The organism is Salmonella sp. 32100201201700099SM, assembly GCF_017572645.1.
Taxonomy (GTDB): domain Bacteria; phylum Pseudomonadota; class Gammaproteobacteria; order Enterobacterales; family Enterobacteriaceae; genus Salmonella; species Salmonella enterica.
Genome location: NZ_JAGERQ010000014.1, coordinates 24,407 through 41,591, shown reverse-complemented (window position 1 = coordinate 41,591; position 17,185 = coordinate 24,407). Strand labels below are relative to the sequence as shown.

The following is a 17,185-nucleotide window of genomic DNA, read 5'->3' as shown; positions in this document are numbered from 1 at the left end:
GAACAGGCATATGCTGGAACAAATGGGCATTGCTGCTAAAGCGGCGTCGTATAAGCTGGCGCTGCTCTCCAGCGGCGAAAAAAATCGCGTGCTGGAAAAAATAGCCGATGAACTGGAAGCGCAAATGGAAAGTATCCTCAGCGCGAACGTACAAGATGTTGAGCAGGCGCGAGCCAATGGCCTGAGCGAAGCGATGCTGGACCGCCTGGCGCTGACCCCTGCGCGTCTGAAAGCGATTGCTGACGATGTGCGCCAGGTCTGTAATCTCGCCGACCCGGTCGGGCAGGTGATCGACGGCGGTCTGCTGGACAGCGGGCTACGTCTGGAGCGCCGCCGCGTGCCGTTGGGCGTGGTTGGCGTTATCTATGAGGCACGTCCGAATGTTACCGTTGATGTGGCTTCTTTGTGTCTGAAAACCGGTAATGCGGTGATTCTACGCGGTGGGAAAGAGACGCATCGCACGAATGCCGCAACCGTTCGTGTCATTCAGAAGGCGCTGAAAGCTTGCGGTTTACCGGAGGCAGCGGTTCAGGCGATTGATAATCCGGACCGTTCGCTGGTCAATGAAATGCTGCGTATGGATAAGTACATCGATATGCTGATCCCGCGCGGCGGCGCAGGCTTGCATAAACTGTGCCGCGAGCAATCCACAATCCCGGTGATTACCGGCGGGATTGGCGTGTGCCATATTTTTGTCGATAGCAGCGCAGACATCGCCCCGGCGCTGAAGATTATCGTCAACGCCAAAACCCAGCGCCCGAGCACCTGTAATACGGTGGAAACCTTGCTGGTGCATCAGGACATCGCAGAACGCTTTTTGCCTGTGCTGAGCAAGCAGATGGCGGAGAGCGGCGTAACGTTGCATGGGGATGAAACCGTCATGCAGGTACTGCATGGCCCTGCCAAACTGGTGCCGCTGAAACCGGAAGAACTGGATAACGAGTTTCTGTCTCTGGATCTGAACGTTGTGGTGGTCGAAAATATGGATGGCGCTATCGGCCACATTCGCGAACATGGCACTCAGCACTCCGATGCGATTTTGACGTGTGATATGCATAATGCTGCGCGTTTCGTGAACGAAGTGGATTCCGCTGCGGTTTATGTCAACGCCTCTACCCGTTTTACCGACGGCGGGCAGTTTGGGCTTGGCGCAGAAGTGGCGGTCAGCACGCAGAAATTACATGCCCGCGGTCCGATGGGGCTTGAAGCGCTTACCACCTATAAGTGGATCGGCTTTGGCGATGGTACGATTCGTGCGTAATTAATGACGAGCGGTGCAAAAATAGCCGGTTGAGTAGCAAGGCTATTGACGCACCGCCCGGTTAGTTTTAACCTTCTACCCCGTGATTCACCCATGTGAACACCCCCTTCTCAGGGCCGATATAGCTCAGTTGGTAGAGCAGCGCATTCGTAATGCGAAGGTCGTAGGTTCGACTCCTATTATCGGCACCAGTTAAATCAAATACTTACGTATTATTCGTGCCTTCCTTATTTTTACTGTGGGACATATTTGGGACAGAAGTACCAAAAATCGAGTCAATTTGTCGAGCATGTTCAGTCAGGTGATTTGGTGCCAGATGAGCATATCTGCGAACCATTTCGATAGACTCCCAGCCACCCATTTCCTGCAATACCGAAATCGGAACGCCAGCCTGAACTAACCAGCTTGCCCACGTGTGCCTCAGGTCATGAAAACGGAAGTCTTCAATGCCTGCTCGTTTTAATGCTGACCTCCATGCAGTATTAGCGTCATAGCGCATCTTCCTCACTACAGGTGATTTAGTTCCGTCTGGCTTGGTGCTGCTTTCCTTGTAGACGAACACCCATTTGTGATGATTGCCTATTTGCTTTTTCAGCACCCGGCAAGCAGTATCATTCAGCGCCACGCCAATGGCCTGATTGGACTTACTTTGTTCCGGGTGTATCCATGCCACCTTTCGTTGCATGTCTATCTGCTGCCACTCCAGATTGATAATGTTAGACCGCCTTAAGCCAGTAGAAAGCGCAAACTCTACGACTGACTTTAGCGGTTCCGGGCATTCATCAATCAACCTTTTTGCCTCGTGAGGCTCAAGCCAGCGGATACGCTTATTTTTCGGCTGAGGAACTTTGATGATCGGAGCCTTATCCAGCATCTTCCATTCGCGTTCAGCAGCCCGGAGGAGTGCCTTAATGAATGAAAGGTGAGTTGCTTTTGTGGCTAATGCTGCCGGCTTAGGCTTGAATACCGGAGGTTGCTTCCCATTCTTCCTGCAAGCTTCATCCATTAACTTCCAGTTTTCCTCATGCCGCCGATTAGTCATCTTCTGGATGGCGGAGTAAATCTTCGTCTCGGTAATATCCTTCAACTGCATCCCTGCAAAATGCTGGAGCCAGAATCCTATCCGACTCTTGTCATCATCCAGCGACTTCTTATGCGCCTTCTCCTCTAACCACCTGACACAGGCCTCCTCAAAAGTCATGTCAGGCGTCTCTCCTAATTTACTTACCCTCCATGCTTCTGCCTTCAGCTTGTCATGAAGCTCTGTGGCCTGCCTTTTGTCCTTTGTCCCAAGAGACTGCTTAAATCTTTTGCCGTTCGGCAATGTGAAACTGGAGTACCAGGTTTCACCTCTGCGGAATAGTGACATTTCAGTTCCTCTGTTATGTCATCACCCGCGCTCACCTGGACAGTATGCAGCGGAGACTGAAGCGCCGCAATGCAGGCTTGTCGTGTGGTGAGGTAAGGGGATTTCGGTTTGGTGGGGTCTTTACGTGTTGCCTGTAGTCGGCCTGTGCGAATCCAGTTGGTGGCGGTAGGTCTGGATATTTTGAGAAATGCACAGGCCTCATCGAGTGTGAGACTGTGTGATTCCATAGTTACTTTCCTAATACTGAAGCGAGAAGAGCAATCTCTACAAGAAGCTCAATAAATCCGAAAATTGCTATACCTGCGTAAACCCCGCCATCAATATCCCCGCGGCGACAAAGATAGGTGGCACTGATCACAAGAATCATCATTCACTCCATAAAACAAAACCCGCCGTAGCGAGTTCATATGAAAAAAATCCCCGCGAGTGCGAGGTTTGTTATTCATTGCCGATATTCACCTTTATTGCGAAAACTTCCACGGGTTCACTGCCGAAATGCGGGTGCGTGATTTGTTTAATCTCATACCCACGGTACTTACACTCTATTCTCCTGCTCTTATCGTCCCGTTTAGGGTAACCCTTCGTTATAATCAAACGGTCGAATTCACGACCAACAAGGCGCGTCCACCAATAATCATTTACCAGGCGATACTCTTCCGTTTTCTCCCCGCGAATCATGGCATCGAAGTATTCACCTTTAACGGCAAGTTGCAGGTTAGCCACGGTTAACCTCCAGTTGTGGTGCTGCCTCAAGAGCAGCCCTGTAACCAGCAGCATGACCGCGAAAGTTAGCAACCTCTGATAGCCACGCTTTAATCATGGCCTGAGTTGGCTCTTTTGGCACCATAACCCAATCATCCGGAATTACCGGAGAGTTGCCTGCCAGCGCTTCTTGCAGTCGTTCAAGCTTCACGTATTCCTGAACGCAAGTTCCCGAGTAGTTATTTATCCAGATGGTCGCCTTTTCTGGGTCAGGCGTATAAGTAACCACTTCTCCCGACTGCCAGCACAGGGCGTACAGGTCAGCGACTGCCTTAACCTGTGCGTATGGCAACTCATCACGATTACTTACAGGTTGGCTACCTTGGAGCATGGCGGTGCGGCAGGCATTCCATGCCTCCATGGCTGAGCCAGCATCTTGTCTTCCAGTCTCCCTGCAAAACTTCACAGCATCCTGAATAGTCCACTCATCCGGAACTACCGGCGCTGGCTGCTCTTTGATATGCAGTCGTGGCTCGCCGTCTTTCGGTTCAGGCCATTCGCGCTTCTTGTTCACCGCCAGCTTTTCTACCATCTCCAGGGTAATCTGCTTGTCAGTAATACCGGCACGGCGCTGCGCATCCCATAACAGGAATTGCATATCAGCCCATTCGCTGAGGTCGCCAAGTTCTGCGGCAGTTTCCAATGCCTCTTTTGAGAGGTGCTTCAGTGGACCGATGGGGCCAACATCGCCGAATGTGGCATCAGACCATTCAGCATGTTCACGGCGAATACGTTCGCGTTCTGGTACTGGTACTGGTTGCGAGACTGTGTAGAGAGGAATAGACTCAATACGGTACGTCTTTCCAGATGCAGGTGTTATGCACTGAGTTGAATATTTCCAATGATCCTCTGCGCCTGAATCAATATCGACAAGTCTGTATTTCCACGCCACAGGTTCAGCGGTAAGCGATGCCAGTGTCTGCTTCAGCACAATAAGAATTTTGGCGTCGTCATCGCTCAGGCCAAACGGAATATCGTCACGAGTGTTTTCAAATTCAGCGATGGTTTGCTGTAGCCATTCTTTGGTAATAGTGGTCATGGGTTAGTCCTTAAACTGCCAATTGCAGTTGCATATTGAACCGGTCACGCTGTTCGCAGTACGCGAGAGAACCGGGGCTGTTATACGATTCAATGCGCTCGACCATTAATGCGGCCCTGGTATCCTTTGAAGCTGGCGCGTAAGCACCAGACCATGCTTTGTCTATTCCGATGTTACGGGCGACGTTCGTGCTGTCAGCGCTGGCTAATGGTAGCTTTGTGAAAATTAGCGGGTTTAGCATGCGCAATCCGTGTAATTTCGTAACCGGTTGGCCGTGCTCATCAATTACGTGGCGAATCAGGTCTTTCATTCTGGCAACCGCAAGGTTTGGGCGCTTAACGTCATAGTCTCCACAACTTCCTATCGCTACACGCGGATATTCGTTACACAACTTGATAAACCGCTCGTCACTCTCGTTCATATGCCATACCGGGACACCATAAAATTCCCCGTGCGGCCATTCATCCAGAAGAGCTTCGTTCTCATCCTCGACGCCGTCGATGACGTCCGGGATGATGGCAAAATCGAATCCAGGGTGATTCTTCCAGCGCGCCACAAATTCGTAATAATCGCTCCAGTCGATTTTGTTTTTACCGGCTGCTTTCCATGCAGTGAATGCGCCGTTGTCCAGCGCGAATGACTGGCAGTATTCAGCCGCGAGGTTAATTTGTCCGGAGTGCGCGAAACTGATAAACGCATGGCGTCCTTTCCATGCCTTCATAGCACACGTATCAGGGGTAATAGGGCCGCCATGATAGTGAATCATCACGACTCCTTAACCTTGATGCCAGCGGTGCGTATTTCGTGTATCGCATTGTCATTACCAGCACACCAACCCTCGGCATAATCCCGGCTGAATCCGCTCATGTGCATGACTTCTCCAACGCTGAGTTTTGACAGGTTGACCTTCCGCGCCTCCAGTTCTGCTATGTGCTTCTCTGCGGCTTCCAGCTTCTTGTAGAGAGCATCCCAGCTTGCCGAGTTGTCCAGAACCAGCTTTGTAACTCGCTCTTCGCGTGATTTGTAATGCTCCAGTTCATCCAGCAGCGCCAGCGCGACTTTCGGGTTAAATGCAGCAATAAATTCAGCGTTGGCCTCAGCATTCGGCTGACAATCAAACCCACCCCACTTAATAACGTTTTCACAGCGCTTATCTCGCGGGGTGTGGATGGAAAAAGTTTTAGTATCGATATCAGAAAATACCTTCCAGGGGCCTGGTGTCGCCTTCTCCGCCACTTCACGTAGCGTCCGTTTGTCGATGTTCATGCTGCAACGCCTTTGCGAGGTTGGGCGGCGAACTCGCAAACTGTTACACCGCCTTCTTCTGTGTAATCTGCTGACGAGATATGAAGGCCATGAACAATGCTGCCGTCGTCATGTTGAATGTTGCCAACCCACAGCAGTCCGTCAGTAAAATCACCGTACCCGGATTCATGACCGTCACCACATTGCGAGCAAATTGACTCAATGTCCGATGGCTCAAGGAAAATTTGTTGAGGGACAAGCGCGTAACCTTCAGGGATTGCTCTTGCCCGCACCTCAGCCAGAAACGCGTCGGTGGCTGGGGTGCCTACCGACTTGCGAAGAATGTTATAGGCGGTCATCATGGCTCGTTCCGGGACGTCATCGTCAGCATAGAACGCATCAAGGCATGACATCATCGCTGCCAGCTTTGGCTCTTGGTATTTCAGCGTCTCATTTTCCGCGGCCAGTGCCGAAAACTTCTCGTGCGCCAACTTAACAACTGCATTAGCCTGCCTAAGTGACTCCATTGCTTTATCGTTATCCGCCGCTAACGCCGCGTATTTAGCCTCAAGTTCCGCATAATCACTATGACGCACCATATCAGTACAGAATGATTCCCCTGTTATTGGTGGTGATAACTGGTCACTGACAATCGTGTATATTTTAACTTCTTTCATTTCTTCCACCTCCTAAACATTGCATTCAGATATTTGTTTTCATTCACTGATGGAAAACTCTTTCTCGCCAGCATTTCTTCGCGTGGAATATCGTTGATGGGCTTGAAGCGGTGTCGAATAATCATTTCCGATGGAAGGATTCCGGGGTCGTAGGACAAACCTCTCATGATGAATTCCTCAGTTATTGCTGATAGCGCCGTAACGCGAACGGTAATCACGAAGGCGCGGGTCTATTTCAATAAATTTGGTGTAAGTGGCTTTGCGGAATGGCCGGATGGATGTCTGGTAAATTCGCTCGCGTTCTTCTTTCTCTGCAAGCCATATACAGTGACGAAATTTCTTTTTCTCTTTCGTTTCCTGCGGTAGCGACATTATCAGGTCGTAGTTCTTTCTGAATTTTTCCAGCACCTCCGATACGGAATTGCCGGAACAGCGGCGCGGGTCATCCGCACCATATAGAGGTGCTGGCATAATTTACTCCAGGGTAGGTTATCCGAATAATGTGGTACGTATAGGGTTATTTCTTTCGTAAACGTGATAGCCTGCTTTTTACCGACTCTTCACTTCGCCCGAGAATTTTTGCTACATTTCTTTGTGTATAGCCTGATGAGATAAGCGTCTGCATTCTTTTGTCTTCGTCGTCGCTCCATCTTGGCTTAACGAATGCCGTTTTTAATGACAGTTTTTTTGCTATGTAATAAAACTGATTTATGTTTAGGCCCAGATGTTCTGCTGCACGGCAAGCTACCATGCGACCGCAAACTGACTCCATCTCCGCTGGAGTTATGTTTAATCTTCTCATTAAGCCACCTGTTTAAGCTCATTTATTCTGATATTCATTACCTGAACGCATTTTGTCTGCGCATCATCGTGACCATCCAATAATTGCCAGTCATGCTGATAACGCTCAATTAGCTTTTTCTTGTCAGTTTCTGTTGCTGCATAATCGCTGAAGTCTTTCAGGATTTGTTCGCAGTCAACCGATGGAGATTTCTGGTTGGTATTTTCTGGTGATGGTTGATTGCATGATGCTGGCATGGCCCAGTCCGGCAGCGATGGAGGGAGCCAGTAAAATCCTGTTCCATCCTTCAGTTTGGCCCTGTGCCATCCTTGGTTCTTATCACTGGATATCTGCGCAAAACCTTCCTCAAGGTTATACAGATACCGACCAATTCCCCACTGAACGGCAGCACGCTTCATTGCGCCGGAGCGACCACCTTTGACGGCTTCTACCTGTGTGTTTTCAGCAGCATCCCATTTGGTTACCCATTCAGAACCAATCTTGATTGATATGCCGCATTCAACGCCGCCGTTGTTGGGAATATCGCGGTATTCATTACGCCATCCAGCTTTTCCACAAACATCGTCAAGGCGTTTCATGATTGCTCTGTTAGTCACGTATGCCAGAACTATGGCCCACACTTTTCCGCTTCCTGTTTTCCCACTTTGTTGTATTCGCCACTCAATATCTTCAGCTGCGAACGGTTCATCTAACTGATCCAGATTCATGAGTAATACCACGCAAATTCATCCCAGCTAATAACCGGATTCTGCCGTTCTGCGGCTAAGTTAATTTGCTGCTCCACTTCTTCCTCAATTTCTGGAGATATGAGAGCAATAAACTCGTCATCATCAAAATCATGCAACATGACGCTTCTCCCAGTCTTCGTCCTGCCACTTATCCCAACCAAGAGCTATTCCGGCAGCCCATGTATACGCGTCAGATATTCCCTGTTTTGTATCCGGAAATACTTTCTCATATAGCTTGTTGAACTCCCTGTTTCCTTGCTGAACAAGAATTGTTCCGTTAACAGGCGTAATGGTCATGGCGTGGTACTCCTGGCTGATTAAAAATTTCACCGAGACGTTTCCATCCGGCCCGTAATTTTCTGGTAATTCTGTCGAGAAGTGATTCAGAAGGGCAGCCAGCAATGGGCCACCCGGCAAAACTATATTGCATGGCGTGCTCCTTAGTTAATTTGCATAACAAAAATGCCTCGAATGAAGCGTTGTTGGTATGCGAAAAAAGCCGCCCTGACTGCGAGCGGCAAATAACATCAAGGGATGATTTTTCGATTAACCAGAACGAGTCGTCGTCCTCGTTTGGTTACGAGCGATATTGCTCACAATGACCACTATTAAAATGGTCATTAGGTGCTTATTCGCTGACAAATTTGGTAAGACTTTCGTGTTGCGAAACTAAAATTTCATCATCAAACCCATCAAGTAATGCTTGTTAGATAAGTTTGATAATTTCTGATGCTTGCTCTTTATTTATTTCCATCTCTCCTCCCCAAGAGCCTTGCTGATGGCTGCGCGAGCCTTCGCGTACACAGCGTCCCACTCGCTGACGTCATATTCCATATCGACAATGTTTAACAGAGCCTCGAGCAATTCGGGAGCTGCTGCTATCAGATTCATATCTTCTTTGCTAACGATTAGTGATGAGTGACCATCCTTCATGACATAAGAGTCGATGACGCCACCATCTTTACCTGTAGCTTGACTGCTTAATCGCAGAAAGCTGTTACTTGTCCACCATTTCCATGGGCCCGGCGTGTATCCCATATTCACCTCTGTGGCTTGCTACCAAAAGAAGACAGACTATATAGCCTTTAGTTTTTCCAGCTCTCTGGCAATCATTTCCGTGGTTCTGATTGCCCATTTATCGACAATCTTTCCATCTTCTCTCACCAGAGCCATTTCCTCAGGCTTTACCATACATTCAGCATCAAGCTTGCAGCCTTTGCATTTCACAAAACGACTACACCATTGATTTGTATCAATAGTCGTAGTCATATGGGTAGTCCTGGTATTGTTCCATCACATCCTGAGGATGCTCTTCGAACTCTTCAAATTCTTCTTCCATATCTCATCTCAAATAGTGGATTGCGGTAGTAAAGATTGTGCCTGTCTTTTAACCACGTCAGGCTCGGTGGTTCTCGTGTACCCCTACAGCGAGAAATCGGATAAACTCTATTCACCCCTACAGAGAGCAAAAGAGAATCGCCGATGAACAACTCATGGTGGCAGGAACTAAAGCATTTTTTCCTGCAAGGAATGACACTTAAACAATTGATTCATATGCTCATCATCCTGATTTTACTGATTGTCGTTATGCCGGTAAGTGTGAAAGAATGGGTAAACCTGCATAATCCAGAAATCCTTCCTCATTACTGGATGTATTACATCCTGCTGTTCTGTGTTAGCTATGTGCTGAACGGTGTTTTTAATTCCGTTTATCACGCTGTTACTGAAAGAATTGAGGCATTAACTGCTCAGCGGCGTAAGGCCAGAGAAGAAAAAGTCGTCCGGGATTTGTTTGATTCGTTAACTCCTGGCGAAAGAGCGTATTTGGCTTTCGCCGTAGCCGCCAATAATCAGCTAAAGACGGAAAAAGGAAGCCCTGAATCAATTTCTTTGCTCGAAAAAGGACTTATCACTCGCTTGCCTTCTGTTATTGGATATCCTGATATTGACCGTTTTGTTATCCCGGAAAAGTATTTTAATGAGTGCTACATGAGATTTGCCGGGAAGTCAGACATTCTTATGAATGAACTTATTGCACAGGACGAACAGCTCAAAAAAATAACGACTTAACCGACAAATGTTTTACCTCGCTGTTATTTGTTTGCTCTTACGATGGCCAGCCGCGTAAAGTGCTACGTCTGGAAGAAGTACAGATCCTCCTTCAACTTCCTTCTGACGCGTTCCGGCAAGCGAAATGGCTTTGGTAACGCGGTCAATTCTTTTGGCTTTAACCTCATGAGAAGCATCAGGAGCATCGCAGCCAAAAATTGAATCAATGATATTGCAGATGGTGTCGCGCTCCATTGCTAGCTTTCTGCGCCGCTCATGACGGCGAGTTTTAGCATTGCCTGCAAACGTTGACTTCCCGTAGATAATAACCGTCATGATTTAATCCTCATGTGAAATGGCTTTGGTGTTGCAGATAGCCAGGCGACTAACCCTGACCGCGTACTCATTGCCGAGTGCCTCCGCCGAAGAGGTTGGCTTCTACCTGCAACCCAAACCCATCTCGTTTGGTATTTGTTCGCGCTTTGTCAGCGCATCATCGAAGTTAAAGAGCGTTGCCTTTCCGTTTGGCTACCAGCGTCCTGCTGATGGCTAAACAATAGCATTGAGTATTATTCATATCAATACGTTTTGCTATTAATTAATGGTTTTTGTTATTATGTTGTTGATAGCAAAATGAATTTATTTTTATAAATCCTCTATGCAATACTGTTCTGAACAAAAAACGAGCGAGGAATCTGTGTGAAAAACGAGGAACTGGCGCAGTTGCGCTATCAGGAAATGTGCAGGATTGTCGGTGATGTCGTGTTTGCTATGGTTGCGGAGGGTCATGAGACCAAAAGAGTGGCTATAGCTGACGTTATTCGTACGGAGATAGCGAAAGGTCTGGATAAGTGGGATGACGACCAGTTGCAGTGCATGAAACTTGCCGTGAAGCTACTGGAAGAGTAGGGCAAAGAAAACCCGGCACTGTGGCCGGGTTGGGTTAGTTAAGCCTGATACGCCATCTTATACGCTTCAAAAGCATCCTTATGACGAACGGTTCCTGCTTGGCTCTCTGGCAGATCGGCCAGAATAGAATCGTCGTTGTACATTGGAATGCCCTTAGCCTTTAGCTCCATTGCAAGCTCGAATGCGCATCCTGGGCATTTGTGGCGTCCGGTATTGCCTTGGTTTTCTGGGAGAGAGGTAAAGCGAGGGTCATAGCGATGGTCTTTCTTACAGATATGCTTCATCCTGATACCTTCTAAAAAAGATGGCATCGAATGCTTTACAGGGGAAAACGCTTGAGGTAATCTCCCCAATCGAGATCTCAAGAAAACATTCTAGCCAGTGTTTTTGTGGGCCCAGAAGGTTGCCGCCTTCTGGGCCTTTCCGTTGTTGGCGAACAGAAAACGATCGCACAACGGCGGGATCCTGCCCAGGATAAATAAAAACTTCAACAAATTGATCGGCTTATAGCTGAGTTTTTTTACACCTGTAATTCCATCCAATAAAAAGGCCGCATTTCTGCGACCTGTTTCACACAATCACTATCACCCAAACATCCCTTATCCATCATCACCCGAATATCTCATCAGGCCATTGGCTGGCTAACCGTGCTTCCTATATGTCTGCGGCATGCTTCCAATCACCTTTCCAAAGACAAAAACCCTATTCATTTCATCTCTTTCAATTGGGTCCCAAGCTGAATAACTCTTATTATCAGATATGACCAATAGTTTATCTTTCATCTTCTGGAGCCGCTTAACATGTGCAGTATCGTCATAGAGGAAGGCGTATATCCCATCTCCATCGAAGTTTTTGATGCTTACGTCTACAAACAACAAATCTCCTGGTTCAATAGTTCCTGACATGCTATCCCCGCGCACATTTATGATGCGGATATTTTCAGCCTTTCTACCATCGAACATGTGTCTGGCATCATCCTGCGAATACTCAACCGAGCGGAGTATTTCCACGAATTCTCGATTGATAACGCCAGGACCCGCGCTAACTTCAAGATCTAGGATATCGATTTTAAATGTGTTCGAAGATGGAGATGCGTTTATCGGAGTAGTTCCATCTTTTTTCATAGGACCAATCCCGGTAGACAACCATTCCGAATTAACACCTAACGCGTTTGCTATTTCAACAATCTTTGTTGACCCACGAGCGTTTCCACTTGTCAAACGCCAGATCGTTGGCTGAGCAACGCCTGACGCTTTAGCGAGAGCACCTTGAGACATACCAGCCAGTTCCATTGCCTTGTTGAGACGGTCAGAGAGAGTTTCTTTTTTCATAATATTCAATTTATACGCTTGCGTATTAATGGTCAAAACACGTTTTGCTATTGCTTTGGTTAATACTCATTGCTATTATTTGTTGTGTGTTATACGAAAGGGAATAAGCAATGACTAACAAAGCAATACAAAAAGCTGTTGCCATTGCAGGAAGCCAGCAAAAACTCGCCTCTTTGTGTGGAGTTAAGCAGCCAACTGTATGGCGTTGGTTACATGGTGGCGGCATTGACGCTAAGTATGTGGCAGCAATCGTAAAAGCTACAGGAGGAAGAATTAAAGCCAGAGAACTTCGTCCTGATTTAGCCGACTTACTGGCAGCAAGTTAAGTATCAACGCTCTTTACCAATCTGAACCGCCGACAACGCGGTAAATCTATTAAGCGGATTTGCGTGTATTTGCGAATCCAACTCTATCTAATTTCTAAGGAATATTTTGAATGAACGTAGTTGCAACTAAAAGCAAGAAGGCGGCTCGCATTGAGTCCACTTTACTCAACAAGTTAGCCATGATGGGTCAGAAAACATTCGCTAAAGCTATGGGTGTTCCTGAATACCAGGTAAGCCGATGGAAGAACGGTTTCTTCTCTCAGGTCAGCATGATGCTTGCGGTTCTGGAGTATGGAATCGAAGACGAGGAAATGGCAGAGCTCACCAGGCGACTTGCTATCTACCTGACAAAAGAAAAAGCCCCGAAGAACGGCGAATTCTTCGAGGCCTGATGTAGAAAGACTGGATCAATCCACAGGAGTAATTATGCCAAAACAACTCAGTCCTGACCAGGACAAATTACACAAAAACATACTACGTGATCGCTTCCTGTCCAGCTTCAAGCAGCCTGGTCGATTCCGGGCTGAGTTGGAAAAGGTGAAGCTGATGCAGAAGGAGAAAGGTCATGAGTAACATATCCAATCTAGCCGAAGCCAGAGAGGCCAGAAGGCTCCAGAAGCCGCGTACAAATGGCGGTAAGGGGTTTGCCTTGATTCACCGCCAATTCATGGATAGCAAGCTATACAAGGATTCTCAGGCTGTGCATCTTTTCCTGCACCTGATACTGAAAGCCAATCACTCTCCGGCAGTCGTAAATACCGACATTGGTGAGATGTTGGTTGAGCGAGGACAGCTAATTACCGGACGGCCAAAACTGGTAAGTGAAACATTCATCCCGGATAACAAAGTAAAAAGTTTGCTTCGTTCTTTTGAAGGGAATGGAATGATTCGTATCGAGTCGAAAGGGAGAAAATTCAGCCTGATAACAGTGTTGAAATATGATGATTTTCAGGCTCCAAATTGTCCAACGGATGTCCAACGATTGTCCAACGCAAACAACAGTAATGACGCGGCTCACAGCGAATGTTGTCCAACGGGTGTCCAACGATTGTCCATAAACAATAATATAAATAATATCTCTAATACTAACGTATTAGAGAGTACCGCAGCAGACGAAAATCCTGACAAGAAAAAATCAGCTCTCAGTTGTCAGGATGTTGTCGATGCTTACCACGAATTACTTCCTGAAGCTTCCAGGGTTCGCGCACTGAATGACAAACGTAAAAACCAGATCCGAACTTTCTGGCGAAAAGCCGGAGTGATAACACGCCAACTTGACGGGCATGGGTTCACGATGCAGGACTGGAGAAATTATCTGAGCTACGTAGGCGAAAATTGCCGATGGATGTTCGAAGAGCGCCAAAACCATCAACGCGGAACCGTCTGGCACAAAAAGGGATTTGATTTCCTGCTTAACGATAATACCTACCTGAAAGTTCGTGAGGGTGAACACGATGACCGATAATTTTTACGCGCCGCCACATAGCATCGAGGCGGAGCAGGCGGTGATTGGTGGATTGCTTCTGGATGATGACAGCAGTGAGCGCGTCCAGAAAGTTCTGGCGATGCTGAAGCCTGATTCATTTTACAGCCGACCACACAAAATCCTTTTCGAAGAAATAACCAGAATGCACCGGGAGCAAAAGCCAGTAGATGGTCTGACGCTTTTCGATGAACTGGAGCGTAAATCGTTAACGGTGTCAGTTGGCGGTTTTGCTTATATCGCTGATATCGCAAAGAACACGCCAAGCGCAGCAAACATCGTTGCCTATGCAATGCAGGTTCGCGAAACCGCAATGGAACGCTACGCCATCAACCGCATGACTGAAGCGACGGAATTGCTCTATTCCCGCAACGGAATGACTGCAACGCAGAAGTACGAAGCTATTCAGGCGATTTTCACGCAACTGACAGACCATGCAAAAACCGGATCGCGTCGCGGCCTTCGCTCATTTGGTGAGGTCATGGAGGACTGGGTTGGTAACCTTGAGAAGCGATTTGACCCGTCAGGCGAACAACGAGGAATGAGCACAGGGATCCCATCGTTGGACAGGATGCTGTCACCTAAAGGTCTGGTAAAAGGCTCTCTGTTCGTCATTGGCGCTCGCCCTAAGATGGGGAAAACGACGCTATACAGCCAGATGGCAATCAACTGCGCAGTGCATGAGAAAAAACCTGCCCTGATGTTCAGCCTTGAAATGCCAGGCGACCAGATACTGGAAAAACTGGTAGGGCAAAAGTCAGGTGTTAACCCGAATATTTTTTACCTTCCGGCGACAAATGACGCTGATGACGGCTATCAGGGTGATTACGATGGTGACTTCAACAGGGCGATCGAAACAGCCAATCGCTTGAGTGAAATTGACATGCTTTACATCGACGACACGCCGGGATTATCTCTGGCTCAAATCGTCAGCGAAAGCCGTCGAATCAAGCGAGAAAAAGGATGTGTTGGCATGATTCTGGTCGATTACCTGACACTAATGACCGCTGAAAAGGCCGATCGCAACGACCTTGCCTACGGCATGATCACCAAAGGACTGAAGAACCTTGCCAAAGAGCTTGATTGCGTTGTTGTGCTTCTGACGCAGCTTAACCGCGCACTGGAAAACCGAACCAATAAACGCCCATTACCAAGTGACTCACGAGATACAGGGCAGATTGAACAGGATTGCGATTATTGGGTTGGGATCCATCGTGAAGGTGCTTTTGATGACAGTGTTCCACCTGGTGAAACCGAACTAATCCTTCGTCTCAATCGTCATGGCAATACCGGCACGGTGTATTGCATTCAGGCAAATGGCGCTATTTATGACACAGACCAACAGTCTGCTGAAATGCGCCGCCGTGAACGCGAGGAACCGCACTCCAAGAAGAAAGGAGGATTCTGATGACCATCTACATCACTGAGCTTGTAACAGGCCTGCTGGTAATCGCAGGCCTTTTTATTTGGGGGAGAGGGAAGCATGGTTAATTGGATGCTCGCCGCCATCAAATGCATTGGCGTTGGATGGATTCTTCTGACGTTTTTTATTGTTCTGCGTAGCTACATTAGCCTTGTTAATGGCGGTAAAGACCCATTCTCTATGTTGTTTGGTGCTGCGTTTACCTGGGTACTTATCGGAATTGTGCCTGTAGCGATAGCAAAAATGGCGTGGTGTTTTATCAACTAAAAGTGAGAGTGATGATGAAAATATCCGAGATTAACTATTCAGTGATTTTTGACGCGCTTAAAGCGTATTACGAAGTGGAAGAAGATGACTCAGTATGGGAAATATTTAATCAGGCAGATGACCAGATTGAAGAAATCGCTAATGCACTGAAAGTGTTAGGCGAGTGATGGAGAGGAATATGGACGAATCAAGAAAGCAGTTTCAGTCGTGGTTTGCTGATGAAATTGTTGGCGCAGATGTAGAGTTTCCTGAATTTGAAGATGGAGAATATGTTGCCGGGGAAATCTATGATGAGCAGTTGTATGTAATGCTTCAGGCTATGTACATGGCTTGGATCGCATCTCGCGCAGCTATCGAGATTGAGTTGCCAGCAAAAAATGATATTTCCGGCGATGACCACCCCATTCCTGACCTGGTTGATTGGGATGATGGAAGAAACGCTGGTATTCAGGAATGCGCAGAAGCCATCCGCGCCGCCGGAATCAAAGTGAAGGAGTGAGTATGAGCAAAGTATCACGAGGAATGAAAATATCGCTTATTTTCATCCTTAATCCGCATCGTATCTTTTTGGCTTCAGCAGTATGGCTGTCAGATTTTGTTTATTGGTTAGCAGATAAATTGGATGATTTTGCGAGATGGCTTGAGAATTTTGCGAATGCGAGGTTTGAGTCATGGCCGCTTATCGGAGAGAGGATGTCTGACGAATTAAACCGGTATTACGCGGATAAGCGCAAGGAGAAGAGCAGGAGGGAAAGTGAAGCAATTATTCCTGCTTCGCAACGAAGCAATCAGAAATAACGCCATAGACGCCATTCTCTCACTACCCATCGACGACAAGTCACCCCACGAAGTCCACGTCAAGGAACCTAAGCGAACCAAAGCGCAGAACGACCGTATGTGGCTGATGCTTCAGGACGTCTCCCGTCAGGTGCTTTGGCATGGTCAACGACTGTCTCCGGAAGACTGGAAAGACATCTTCACCGCGCTGTGGCTCAAGACTAAAAAGCTGGAGCAAAGAAGCGTACCAGGTATTGATGGCGGTGTTGTTCTTCTTGGGGTACGTACCAGCAAGATGAGGAAGGCGAGCATGACAGAGCTTATCGAAATTATGTTCTGGTTCGGCTCAGAACGTAACGTGAGATGGAGTGATGATTCCCGGCGAGAGTACGAGTGGTCAAAACGAACAGGGAGAGTTGCATGAAACACTGCTACCGCTGCGGAGAAAGCAAAGACGATTATCGATTCCGGCCAAATCAACCTTATTGGCACCAATGGTGTATCAGATGTGAGCGGTCGCCAGTAGGTAATTTCCCGCTGCCAGAGACGAAGGAGGACGTATGGCACGACAGCGACGAAGTATCACCGACATAATCTGCGAAAACTGCAAATACCTTCCAACGAAACGCTCCAGAAATAAACGCAAGCCAATCTCAAAAGAATCTGACGTAAAAACATTCAACTACACGGCTCACCTGTGGGATATCCGGTGGCTTAGAGAACGTGCGAGGAAATGA

Annotated in this window: 34 protein-coding genes and 1 tRNA gene; 16 read left to right on the top strand and 19 right to left on the bottom strand. The window is 47.7% G+C overall.

Annotated elements, in window-relative coordinates:
- The first annotated feature begins 10 nt into the window (after positions 1-10).
- Together proA and J4685_RS19940 are read left to right on the top strand one after the other, a co-directional pair.
- Positions 11-1,261 (top strand): glutamate-5-semialdehyde dehydrogenase, encoded by a 1,251-nt coding sequence (proA, locus tag J4685_RS19945; RefSeq protein WP_000893229.1) that lies wholly within the window; start codon positions 11-13, stop codon positions 1,259-1,261.
- A gap of 115 nt (positions 1,262-1,376) precedes the next feature.
- Positions 1,377-1,452, top strand: a tRNA-Thr gene (locus J4685_RS19940).
- A gap of 14 nt (positions 1,453-1,466) precedes the next feature.
- Here J4685_RS19940 and J4685_RS19935 read toward each other — a convergent pair.
- The 16 genes from J4685_RS19935 to J4685_RS19860 form a co-directional block, all read right to left on the bottom strand.
- Positions 1,467-2,585, bottom strand: coding sequence for a tyrosine-type recombinase/integrase (locus J4685_RS19935; protein WP_223597257.1), 1,119 nt, complete (start codon positions 2,583-2,585; stop codon positions 1,467-1,469).
- On the bottom strand, positions 2,507-2,857 hold the full coding sequence (locus J4685_RS19930; RefSeq protein ID WP_000443634.1) for a helix-turn-helix domain-containing protein: 351 nt from the start codon (positions 2,855-2,857) through the stop codon (positions 2,507-2,509). The genes J4685_RS19935 and J4685_RS19930 overlap by 79 nt, the downstream gene beginning before the upstream one ends.
- A 2-nt stretch (positions 2,858-2,859) precedes the next feature.
- Positions 2,860-3,000 carry a hypothetical protein gene (locus J4685_RS19925; protein ID WP_157804913.1) on the bottom strand — a complete coding sequence of 47 codons (141 nt, stop codon included), beginning with the start codon at positions 2,998-3,000 and terminating at the stop codon, positions 2,860-2,862.
- A gap of 68 nt (positions 3,001-3,068) precedes the next feature.
- On the bottom strand, positions 3,069-3,353 hold the full coding sequence (locus J4685_RS19920; protein ID WP_000002128.1) for an ASCH domain-containing protein: 285 nt from the start codon (positions 3,351-3,353) through the stop codon (positions 3,069-3,071).
- On the bottom strand, positions 3,346-4,431 hold the full coding sequence (locus tag J4685_RS19915; RefSeq protein ID WP_000208071.1) for a DUF550 domain-containing protein: 1,086 nt from the start codon (positions 4,429-4,431) through the stop codon (positions 3,346-3,348). Before J4685_RS19915 ends, J4685_RS19920 begins: the two co-directional genes overlap by 8 nt.
- A gap of 10 nt (positions 4,432-4,441) precedes the next feature.
- Complete coding sequence (locus J4685_RS19910; protein WP_000582227.1) at positions 4,442-5,197, bottom strand: hypothetical protein; 756 nt, start codon at positions 5,195-5,197, stop codon at positions 4,442-4,444.
- The gene (locus J4685_RS19905; protein WP_001017879.1) at positions 5,197-5,697 is read right to left on the bottom strand and encodes an ead/Ea22-like family protein; all 501 of its coding nucleotides are present in this window, start codon (positions 5,695-5,697) and stop codon (positions 5,197-5,199) included. The genes J4685_RS19910 and J4685_RS19905 overlap by 1 nt, the downstream gene beginning before the upstream one ends.
- A complete protein-coding gene (locus J4685_RS19900) occupies positions 5,694-6,353 on the bottom strand; it encodes a hypothetical protein (RefSeq protein WP_000665851.1) in 660 nt (219 codons plus the stop codon). The genes J4685_RS19905 and J4685_RS19900 overlap by 4 nt, the downstream gene beginning before the upstream one ends.
- Entirely contained in the window at positions 6,350-6,520 is a 171-nt protein-coding gene (locus J4685_RS19895; protein WP_001214769.1) for a DUF2737 family protein, read from the bottom strand. The genes J4685_RS19900 and J4685_RS19895 overlap by 4 nt, the downstream gene beginning before the upstream one ends.
- Before the next feature lie 10 nt (positions 6,521-6,530).
- Entirely contained in the window at positions 6,531-6,824 is a 294-nt protein-coding gene (locus tag J4685_RS19890) for a phage anti-RecBCD protein (RefSeq protein ID WP_001111312.1), read from the bottom strand.
- Between the two features lie 330 nt (positions 6,825-7,154).
- The gene (locus J4685_RS19885; RefSeq protein WP_001046982.1) at positions 7,155-7,862 is read right to left on the bottom strand and encodes a Rad52/Rad22 family DNA repair protein; all 708 of its coding nucleotides are present in this window, start codon (positions 7,860-7,862) and stop codon (positions 7,155-7,157) included.
- Positions 7,859-8,002, bottom strand: coding sequence for a hypothetical protein (locus J4685_RS19880; protein ID WP_000902088.1), 144 nt, complete (start codon positions 8,000-8,002; stop codon positions 7,859-7,861). Before J4685_RS19880 ends, J4685_RS19885 begins: the two co-directional genes overlap by 4 nt.
- Positions 7,992-8,180 (bottom strand): DUF5444 family protein, encoded by a 189-nt coding sequence (locus J4685_RS19875; RefSeq protein ID WP_000156730.1) that lies wholly within the window; start codon positions 8,178-8,180, stop codon positions 7,992-7,994. The genes J4685_RS19880 and J4685_RS19875 overlap by 11 nt, the downstream gene beginning before the upstream one ends.
- Positions 8,161-8,313: a protease FtsH-inhibitory lysogeny factor CIII gene (locus J4685_RS19870; RefSeq protein ID WP_001200114.1), complete on the bottom strand. Its 153-nt coding sequence runs from the start codon at positions 8,311-8,313 to the stop codon at positions 8,161-8,163. The genes J4685_RS19875 and J4685_RS19870 overlap by 20 nt, the downstream gene beginning before the upstream one ends.
- A gap of 314 nt (positions 8,314-8,627) precedes the next feature.
- The gene (locus tag J4685_RS19865; RefSeq protein WP_000542409.1) at positions 8,628-8,921 is read right to left on the bottom strand and encodes a hypothetical protein; all 294 of its coding nucleotides are present in this window, start codon (positions 8,919-8,921) and stop codon (positions 8,628-8,630) included.
- 36 nt (positions 8,922-8,957) lie between these two features.
- Positions 8,958-9,152: an antirestriction Ral family protein gene (locus J4685_RS19860; RefSeq protein ID WP_000213983.1), complete on the bottom strand. Its 195-nt coding sequence runs from the start codon at positions 9,150-9,152 to the stop codon at positions 8,958-8,960.
- A gap of 213 nt (positions 9,153-9,365) precedes the next feature.
- On the opposite strand from J4685_RS19860, the gene J4685_RS19855 reads away from it, so the two are divergent.
- Positions 9,366-9,953 (top strand): superinfection exclusion B family protein, encoded by a 588-nt coding sequence (locus J4685_RS19855; RefSeq protein WP_001066166.1) that lies wholly within the window; start codon positions 9,366-9,368, stop codon positions 9,951-9,953.
- Positions 9,954-9,965: 12 nt separating this feature from the next.
- Here the strand turns inward: J4685_RS19855 and J4685_RS19850 are convergent, their stop codons facing one another.
- Positions 9,966-10,268, bottom strand: a complete 303-nt coding sequence (locus tag J4685_RS19850; protein ID WP_000216028.1) for a hypothetical protein — start codon at positions 10,266-10,268, stop codon at positions 9,966-9,968.
- A 363-nt stretch (positions 10,269-10,631) separates the two neighbouring features.
- Between J4685_RS19850 and fumD the strand changes: the two genes are divergently transcribed.
- On the top strand, positions 10,632-10,841 hold the full coding sequence (gene fumD / locus J4685_RS19845) for a fumarate hydratase FumD (RefSeq protein ID WP_000786965.1): 210 nt from the start codon (positions 10,632-10,634) through the stop codon (positions 10,839-10,841).
- Positions 10,842-10,879: 38 nt separating this feature from the next.
- Here fumD and J4685_RS19840 read toward each other — a convergent pair whose 3' ends face one another.
- Together J4685_RS19840 and J4685_RS19835 are read right to left on the bottom strand one after the other, a co-directional pair.
- The gene (locus tag J4685_RS19840) at positions 10,880-11,125 is read right to left on the bottom strand and encodes a hypothetical protein (protein WP_000680395.1); all 246 of its coding nucleotides are present in this window, start codon (positions 11,123-11,125) and stop codon (positions 10,880-10,882) included.
- Positions 11,126-11,482: 357 nt separating this feature from the next.
- Complete coding sequence (locus J4685_RS19835; RefSeq protein WP_000712403.1) at positions 11,483-12,172, bottom strand: XRE family transcriptional regulator; 690 nt, start codon at positions 12,170-12,172, stop codon at positions 11,483-11,485.
- Positions 12,173-12,282: 110 nt separating this feature from the next.
- Between J4685_RS19835 and J4685_RS19830 the strand changes: the two genes are divergently transcribed.
- The 12 genes from J4685_RS19830 to J4685_RS19775 all read left to right on the top strand — a co-directional run bounded on the left by J4685_RS19830 (position 12,283) and on the right by J4685_RS19775 (position 17,185).
- Positions 12,283-12,498: a transcriptional regulator gene (locus J4685_RS19830; protein ID WP_000182204.1), complete on the top strand. Its 216-nt coding sequence runs from the start codon at positions 12,283-12,285 to the stop codon at positions 12,496-12,498.
- A 110-nt stretch (positions 12,499-12,608) separates the two neighbouring features.
- Entirely contained in the window at positions 12,609-12,890 is a 282-nt protein-coding gene (locus tag J4685_RS19825) for a CII family transcriptional regulator (RefSeq protein ID WP_001103491.1), read from the top strand.
- Positions 12,891-12,924: 34 nt separating this feature from the next.
- The gene (locus tag J4685_RS19820) at positions 12,925-13,071 is read left to right on the top strand and encodes a DUF2740 family protein (RefSeq protein WP_001125982.1); all 147 of its coding nucleotides are present in this window, start codon (positions 12,925-12,927) and stop codon (positions 13,069-13,071) included.
- Positions 13,064-13,963 carry a hypothetical protein gene (locus J4685_RS19815; RefSeq protein WP_000065656.1) on the top strand — a complete coding sequence of 300 codons (900 nt, stop codon included), beginning with the start codon at positions 13,064-13,066 and terminating at the stop codon, positions 13,961-13,963. The genes J4685_RS19820 and J4685_RS19815 overlap by 8 nt, the downstream gene beginning before the upstream one ends.
- Positions 13,953-15,389 (top strand): DnaB-like helicase C-terminal domain-containing protein, encoded by a 1,437-nt coding sequence (locus J4685_RS19810; protein ID WP_000131495.1) that lies wholly within the window; start codon positions 13,953-13,955, stop codon positions 15,387-15,389. The genes J4685_RS19815 and J4685_RS19810 overlap by 11 nt, the downstream gene beginning before the upstream one ends.
- A 75-nt stretch (positions 15,390-15,464) precedes the next feature.
- On the top strand, positions 15,465-15,671 hold the full coding sequence (locus J4685_RS19805) for a hypothetical protein (RefSeq protein WP_000248682.1): 207 nt from the start codon (positions 15,465-15,467) through the stop codon (positions 15,669-15,671).
- Between the two features lie 11 nt (positions 15,672-15,682).
- Positions 15,683-15,838: a hypothetical protein gene (locus J4685_RS19800; RefSeq protein ID WP_000975822.1), complete on the top strand. Its 156-nt coding sequence runs from the start codon at positions 15,683-15,685 to the stop codon at positions 15,836-15,838.
- Positions 15,839-15,849: 11 nt separating this feature from the next.
- Positions 15,850-16,170, top strand: a complete 321-nt coding sequence (locus J4685_RS19795; protein ID WP_000344579.1) for a hypothetical protein — start codon at positions 15,850-15,852, stop codon at positions 16,168-16,170.
- Between the two features lie 2 nt (positions 16,171-16,172).
- The gene (locus J4685_RS19790; protein ID WP_000049340.1) at positions 16,173-16,469 is read left to right on the top strand and encodes a hypothetical protein; all 297 of its coding nucleotides are present in this window, start codon (positions 16,173-16,175) and stop codon (positions 16,467-16,469) included.
- Entirely contained in the window at positions 16,426-16,872 is a 447-nt protein-coding gene (locus J4685_RS19785; RefSeq protein ID WP_000811302.1) for a recombination protein NinB, read from the top strand. The genes J4685_RS19790 and J4685_RS19785 overlap by 44 nt, the downstream gene beginning before the upstream one ends.
- Positions 16,869-17,042 carry a protein NinD gene (gene ninD, locus J4685_RS19780; protein ID WP_000679702.1) on the top strand — a complete coding sequence of 58 codons (174 nt, stop codon included), beginning with the start codon at positions 16,869-16,871 and terminating at the stop codon, positions 17,040-17,042. The genes J4685_RS19785 and ninD overlap by 4 nt, the downstream gene beginning before the upstream one ends.
- Positions 17,009-17,185: a NinE family protein gene (locus tag J4685_RS19775; protein ID WP_016504897.1), complete on the top strand. Its 177-nt coding sequence runs from the start codon at positions 17,009-17,011 to the stop codon at positions 17,183-17,185. Before ninD ends, J4685_RS19775 begins: the two co-directional genes overlap by 34 nt.

What these genes read in the sequence shown, in the direction of transcription:
- J4685_RS19925 (WP_157804913.1), bottom strand. Translation starts at nt 3,000, where the DNA reads ATGATGATTCTTGTGATCAGTGCCACCTATCTTTGTCGCCGCGGGGAT.
- J4685_RS19805 (WP_000248682.1), top strand. Translation starts at nt 15,465, where the DNA reads ATGGTTAATTGGATGCTCGCCGCCATCAAATGCATTGGCGTTGGATGG.
- J4685_RS19795 (WP_000344579.1), top strand. Translation starts at nt 15,850, where the DNA reads ATGGACGAATCAAGAAAGCAGTTTCAGTCGTGGTTTGCTGATGAAATT.
- J4685_RS19790 (WP_000049340.1), top strand. Translation starts at nt 16,173, where the DNA reads ATGAGCAAAGTATCACGAGGAATGAAAATATCGCTTATTTTCATCCTT.
- ninD (WP_000679702.1), top strand. Translation starts at nt 16,869, where the DNA reads ATGAAACACTGCTACCGCTGCGGAGAAAGCAAAGACGATTATCGATTC.
- J4685_RS19900 (WP_000665851.1), bottom strand. Translation starts at nt 6,353, where the DNA reads ATGAAAGAAGTTAAAATATACACGATTGTCAGTGACCAGTTATCACCA.
- J4685_RS19850 (WP_000216028.1), bottom strand. Translation starts at nt 10,268, where the DNA reads ATGACGGTTATTATCTACGGGAAGTCAACGTTTGCAGGCAATGCTAAA.
- J4685_RS19800 (WP_000975822.1), top strand. Translation starts at nt 15,683, where the DNA reads ATGATGAAAATATCCGAGATTAACTATTCAGTGATTTTTGACGCGCTT.
- J4685_RS19910 (WP_000582227.1), bottom strand. Translation starts at nt 5,197, where the DNA reads ATGATTCACTATCATGGCGGCCCTATTACCCCTGATACGTGTGCTATG.
- J4685_RS19835 (WP_000712403.1), bottom strand. Translation starts at nt 12,172, where the DNA reads ATGAAAAAAGAAACTCTCTCTGACCGTCTCAACAAGGCAATGGAACTG.
- J4685_RS19825 (WP_001103491.1), top strand. Translation starts at nt 12,609, where the DNA reads ATGAACGTAGTTGCAACTAAAAGCAAGAAGGCGGCTCGCATTGAGTCC.
- J4685_RS19820 (WP_001125982.1), top strand. Translation starts at nt 12,925, where the DNA reads ATGCCAAAACAACTCAGTCCTGACCAGGACAAATTACACAAAAACATA.
- J4685_RS19870 (WP_001200114.1), bottom strand. Translation starts at nt 8,313, where the DNA reads ATGCAATATAGTTTTGCCGGGTGGCCCATTGCTGGCTGCCCTTCTGAA.
- J4685_RS19915 (WP_000208071.1), bottom strand. Translation starts at nt 4,431, where the DNA reads ATGACCACTATTACCAAAGAATGGCTACAGCAAACCATCGCTGAATTT.
- J4685_RS19855 (WP_001066166.1), top strand. Translation starts at nt 9,366, where the DNA reads ATGAACAACTCATGGTGGCAGGAACTAAAGCATTTTTTCCTGCAAGGA.
- J4685_RS19860 (WP_000213983.1), bottom strand. Translation starts at nt 9,152, where the DNA reads ATGACTACGACTATTGATACAAATCAATGGTGTAGTCGTTTTGTGAAA.
- J4685_RS19930 (WP_000443634.1), bottom strand. Translation starts at nt 2,857, where the DNA reads ATGGAATCACACAGTCTCACACTCGATGAGGCCTGTGCATTTCTCAAA.
- J4685_RS19885 (WP_001046982.1), bottom strand. Translation starts at nt 7,862, where the DNA reads ATGAATCTGGATCAGTTAGATGAACCGTTCGCAGCTGAAGATATTGAG.
- J4685_RS19895 (WP_001214769.1), bottom strand. Translation starts at nt 6,520, where the DNA reads ATGAGAGGTTTGTCCTACGACCCCGGAATCCTTCCATCGGAAATGATT.
- J4685_RS19810 (WP_000131495.1), top strand. Translation starts at nt 13,953, where the DNA reads ATGACCGATAATTTTTACGCGCCGCCACATAGCATCGAGGCGGAGCAG.
- J4685_RS19815 (WP_000065656.1), top strand. Translation starts at nt 13,064, where the DNA reads ATGAGTAACATATCCAATCTAGCCGAAGCCAGAGAGGCCAGAAGGCTC.
- J4685_RS19830 (WP_000182204.1), top strand. Translation starts at nt 12,283, where the DNA reads ATGACTAACAAAGCAATACAAAAAGCTGTTGCCATTGCAGGAAGCCAG.
- proA (WP_000893229.1), top strand. Translation starts at nt 11, where the DNA reads ATGCTGGAACAAATGGGCATTGCTGCTAAAGCGGCGTCGTATAAGCTG.
- J4685_RS19905 (WP_001017879.1), bottom strand. Translation starts at nt 5,697, where the DNA reads ATGAACATCGACAAACGGACGCTACGTGAAGTGGCGGAGAAGGCGACA.
- J4685_RS19880 (WP_000902088.1), bottom strand. Translation starts at nt 8,002, where the DNA reads ATGTTGCATGATTTTGATGATGACGAGTTTATTGCTCTCATATCTCCA.
- J4685_RS19890 (WP_001111312.1), bottom strand. Translation starts at nt 6,824, where the DNA reads ATGCCAGCACCTCTATATGGTGCGGATGACCCGCGCCGCTGTTCCGGC.
- J4685_RS19875 (WP_000156730.1), bottom strand. Translation starts at nt 8,180, where the DNA reads ATGACCATTACGCCTGTTAACGGAACAATTCTTGTTCAGCAAGGAAAC.
- J4685_RS19840 (WP_000680395.1), bottom strand. Translation starts at nt 11,125, where the DNA reads ATGAAGCATATCTGTAAGAAAGACCATCGCTATGACCCTCGCTTTACC.
- J4685_RS19775 (WP_016504897.1), top strand. Translation starts at nt 17,009, where the DNA reads ATGGCACGACAGCGACGAAGTATCACCGACATAATCTGCGAAAACTGC.
- J4685_RS19865 (WP_000542409.1), bottom strand. Translation starts at nt 8,921, where the DNA reads ATGGGATACACGCCGGGCCCATGGAAATGGTGGACAAGTAACAGCTTT.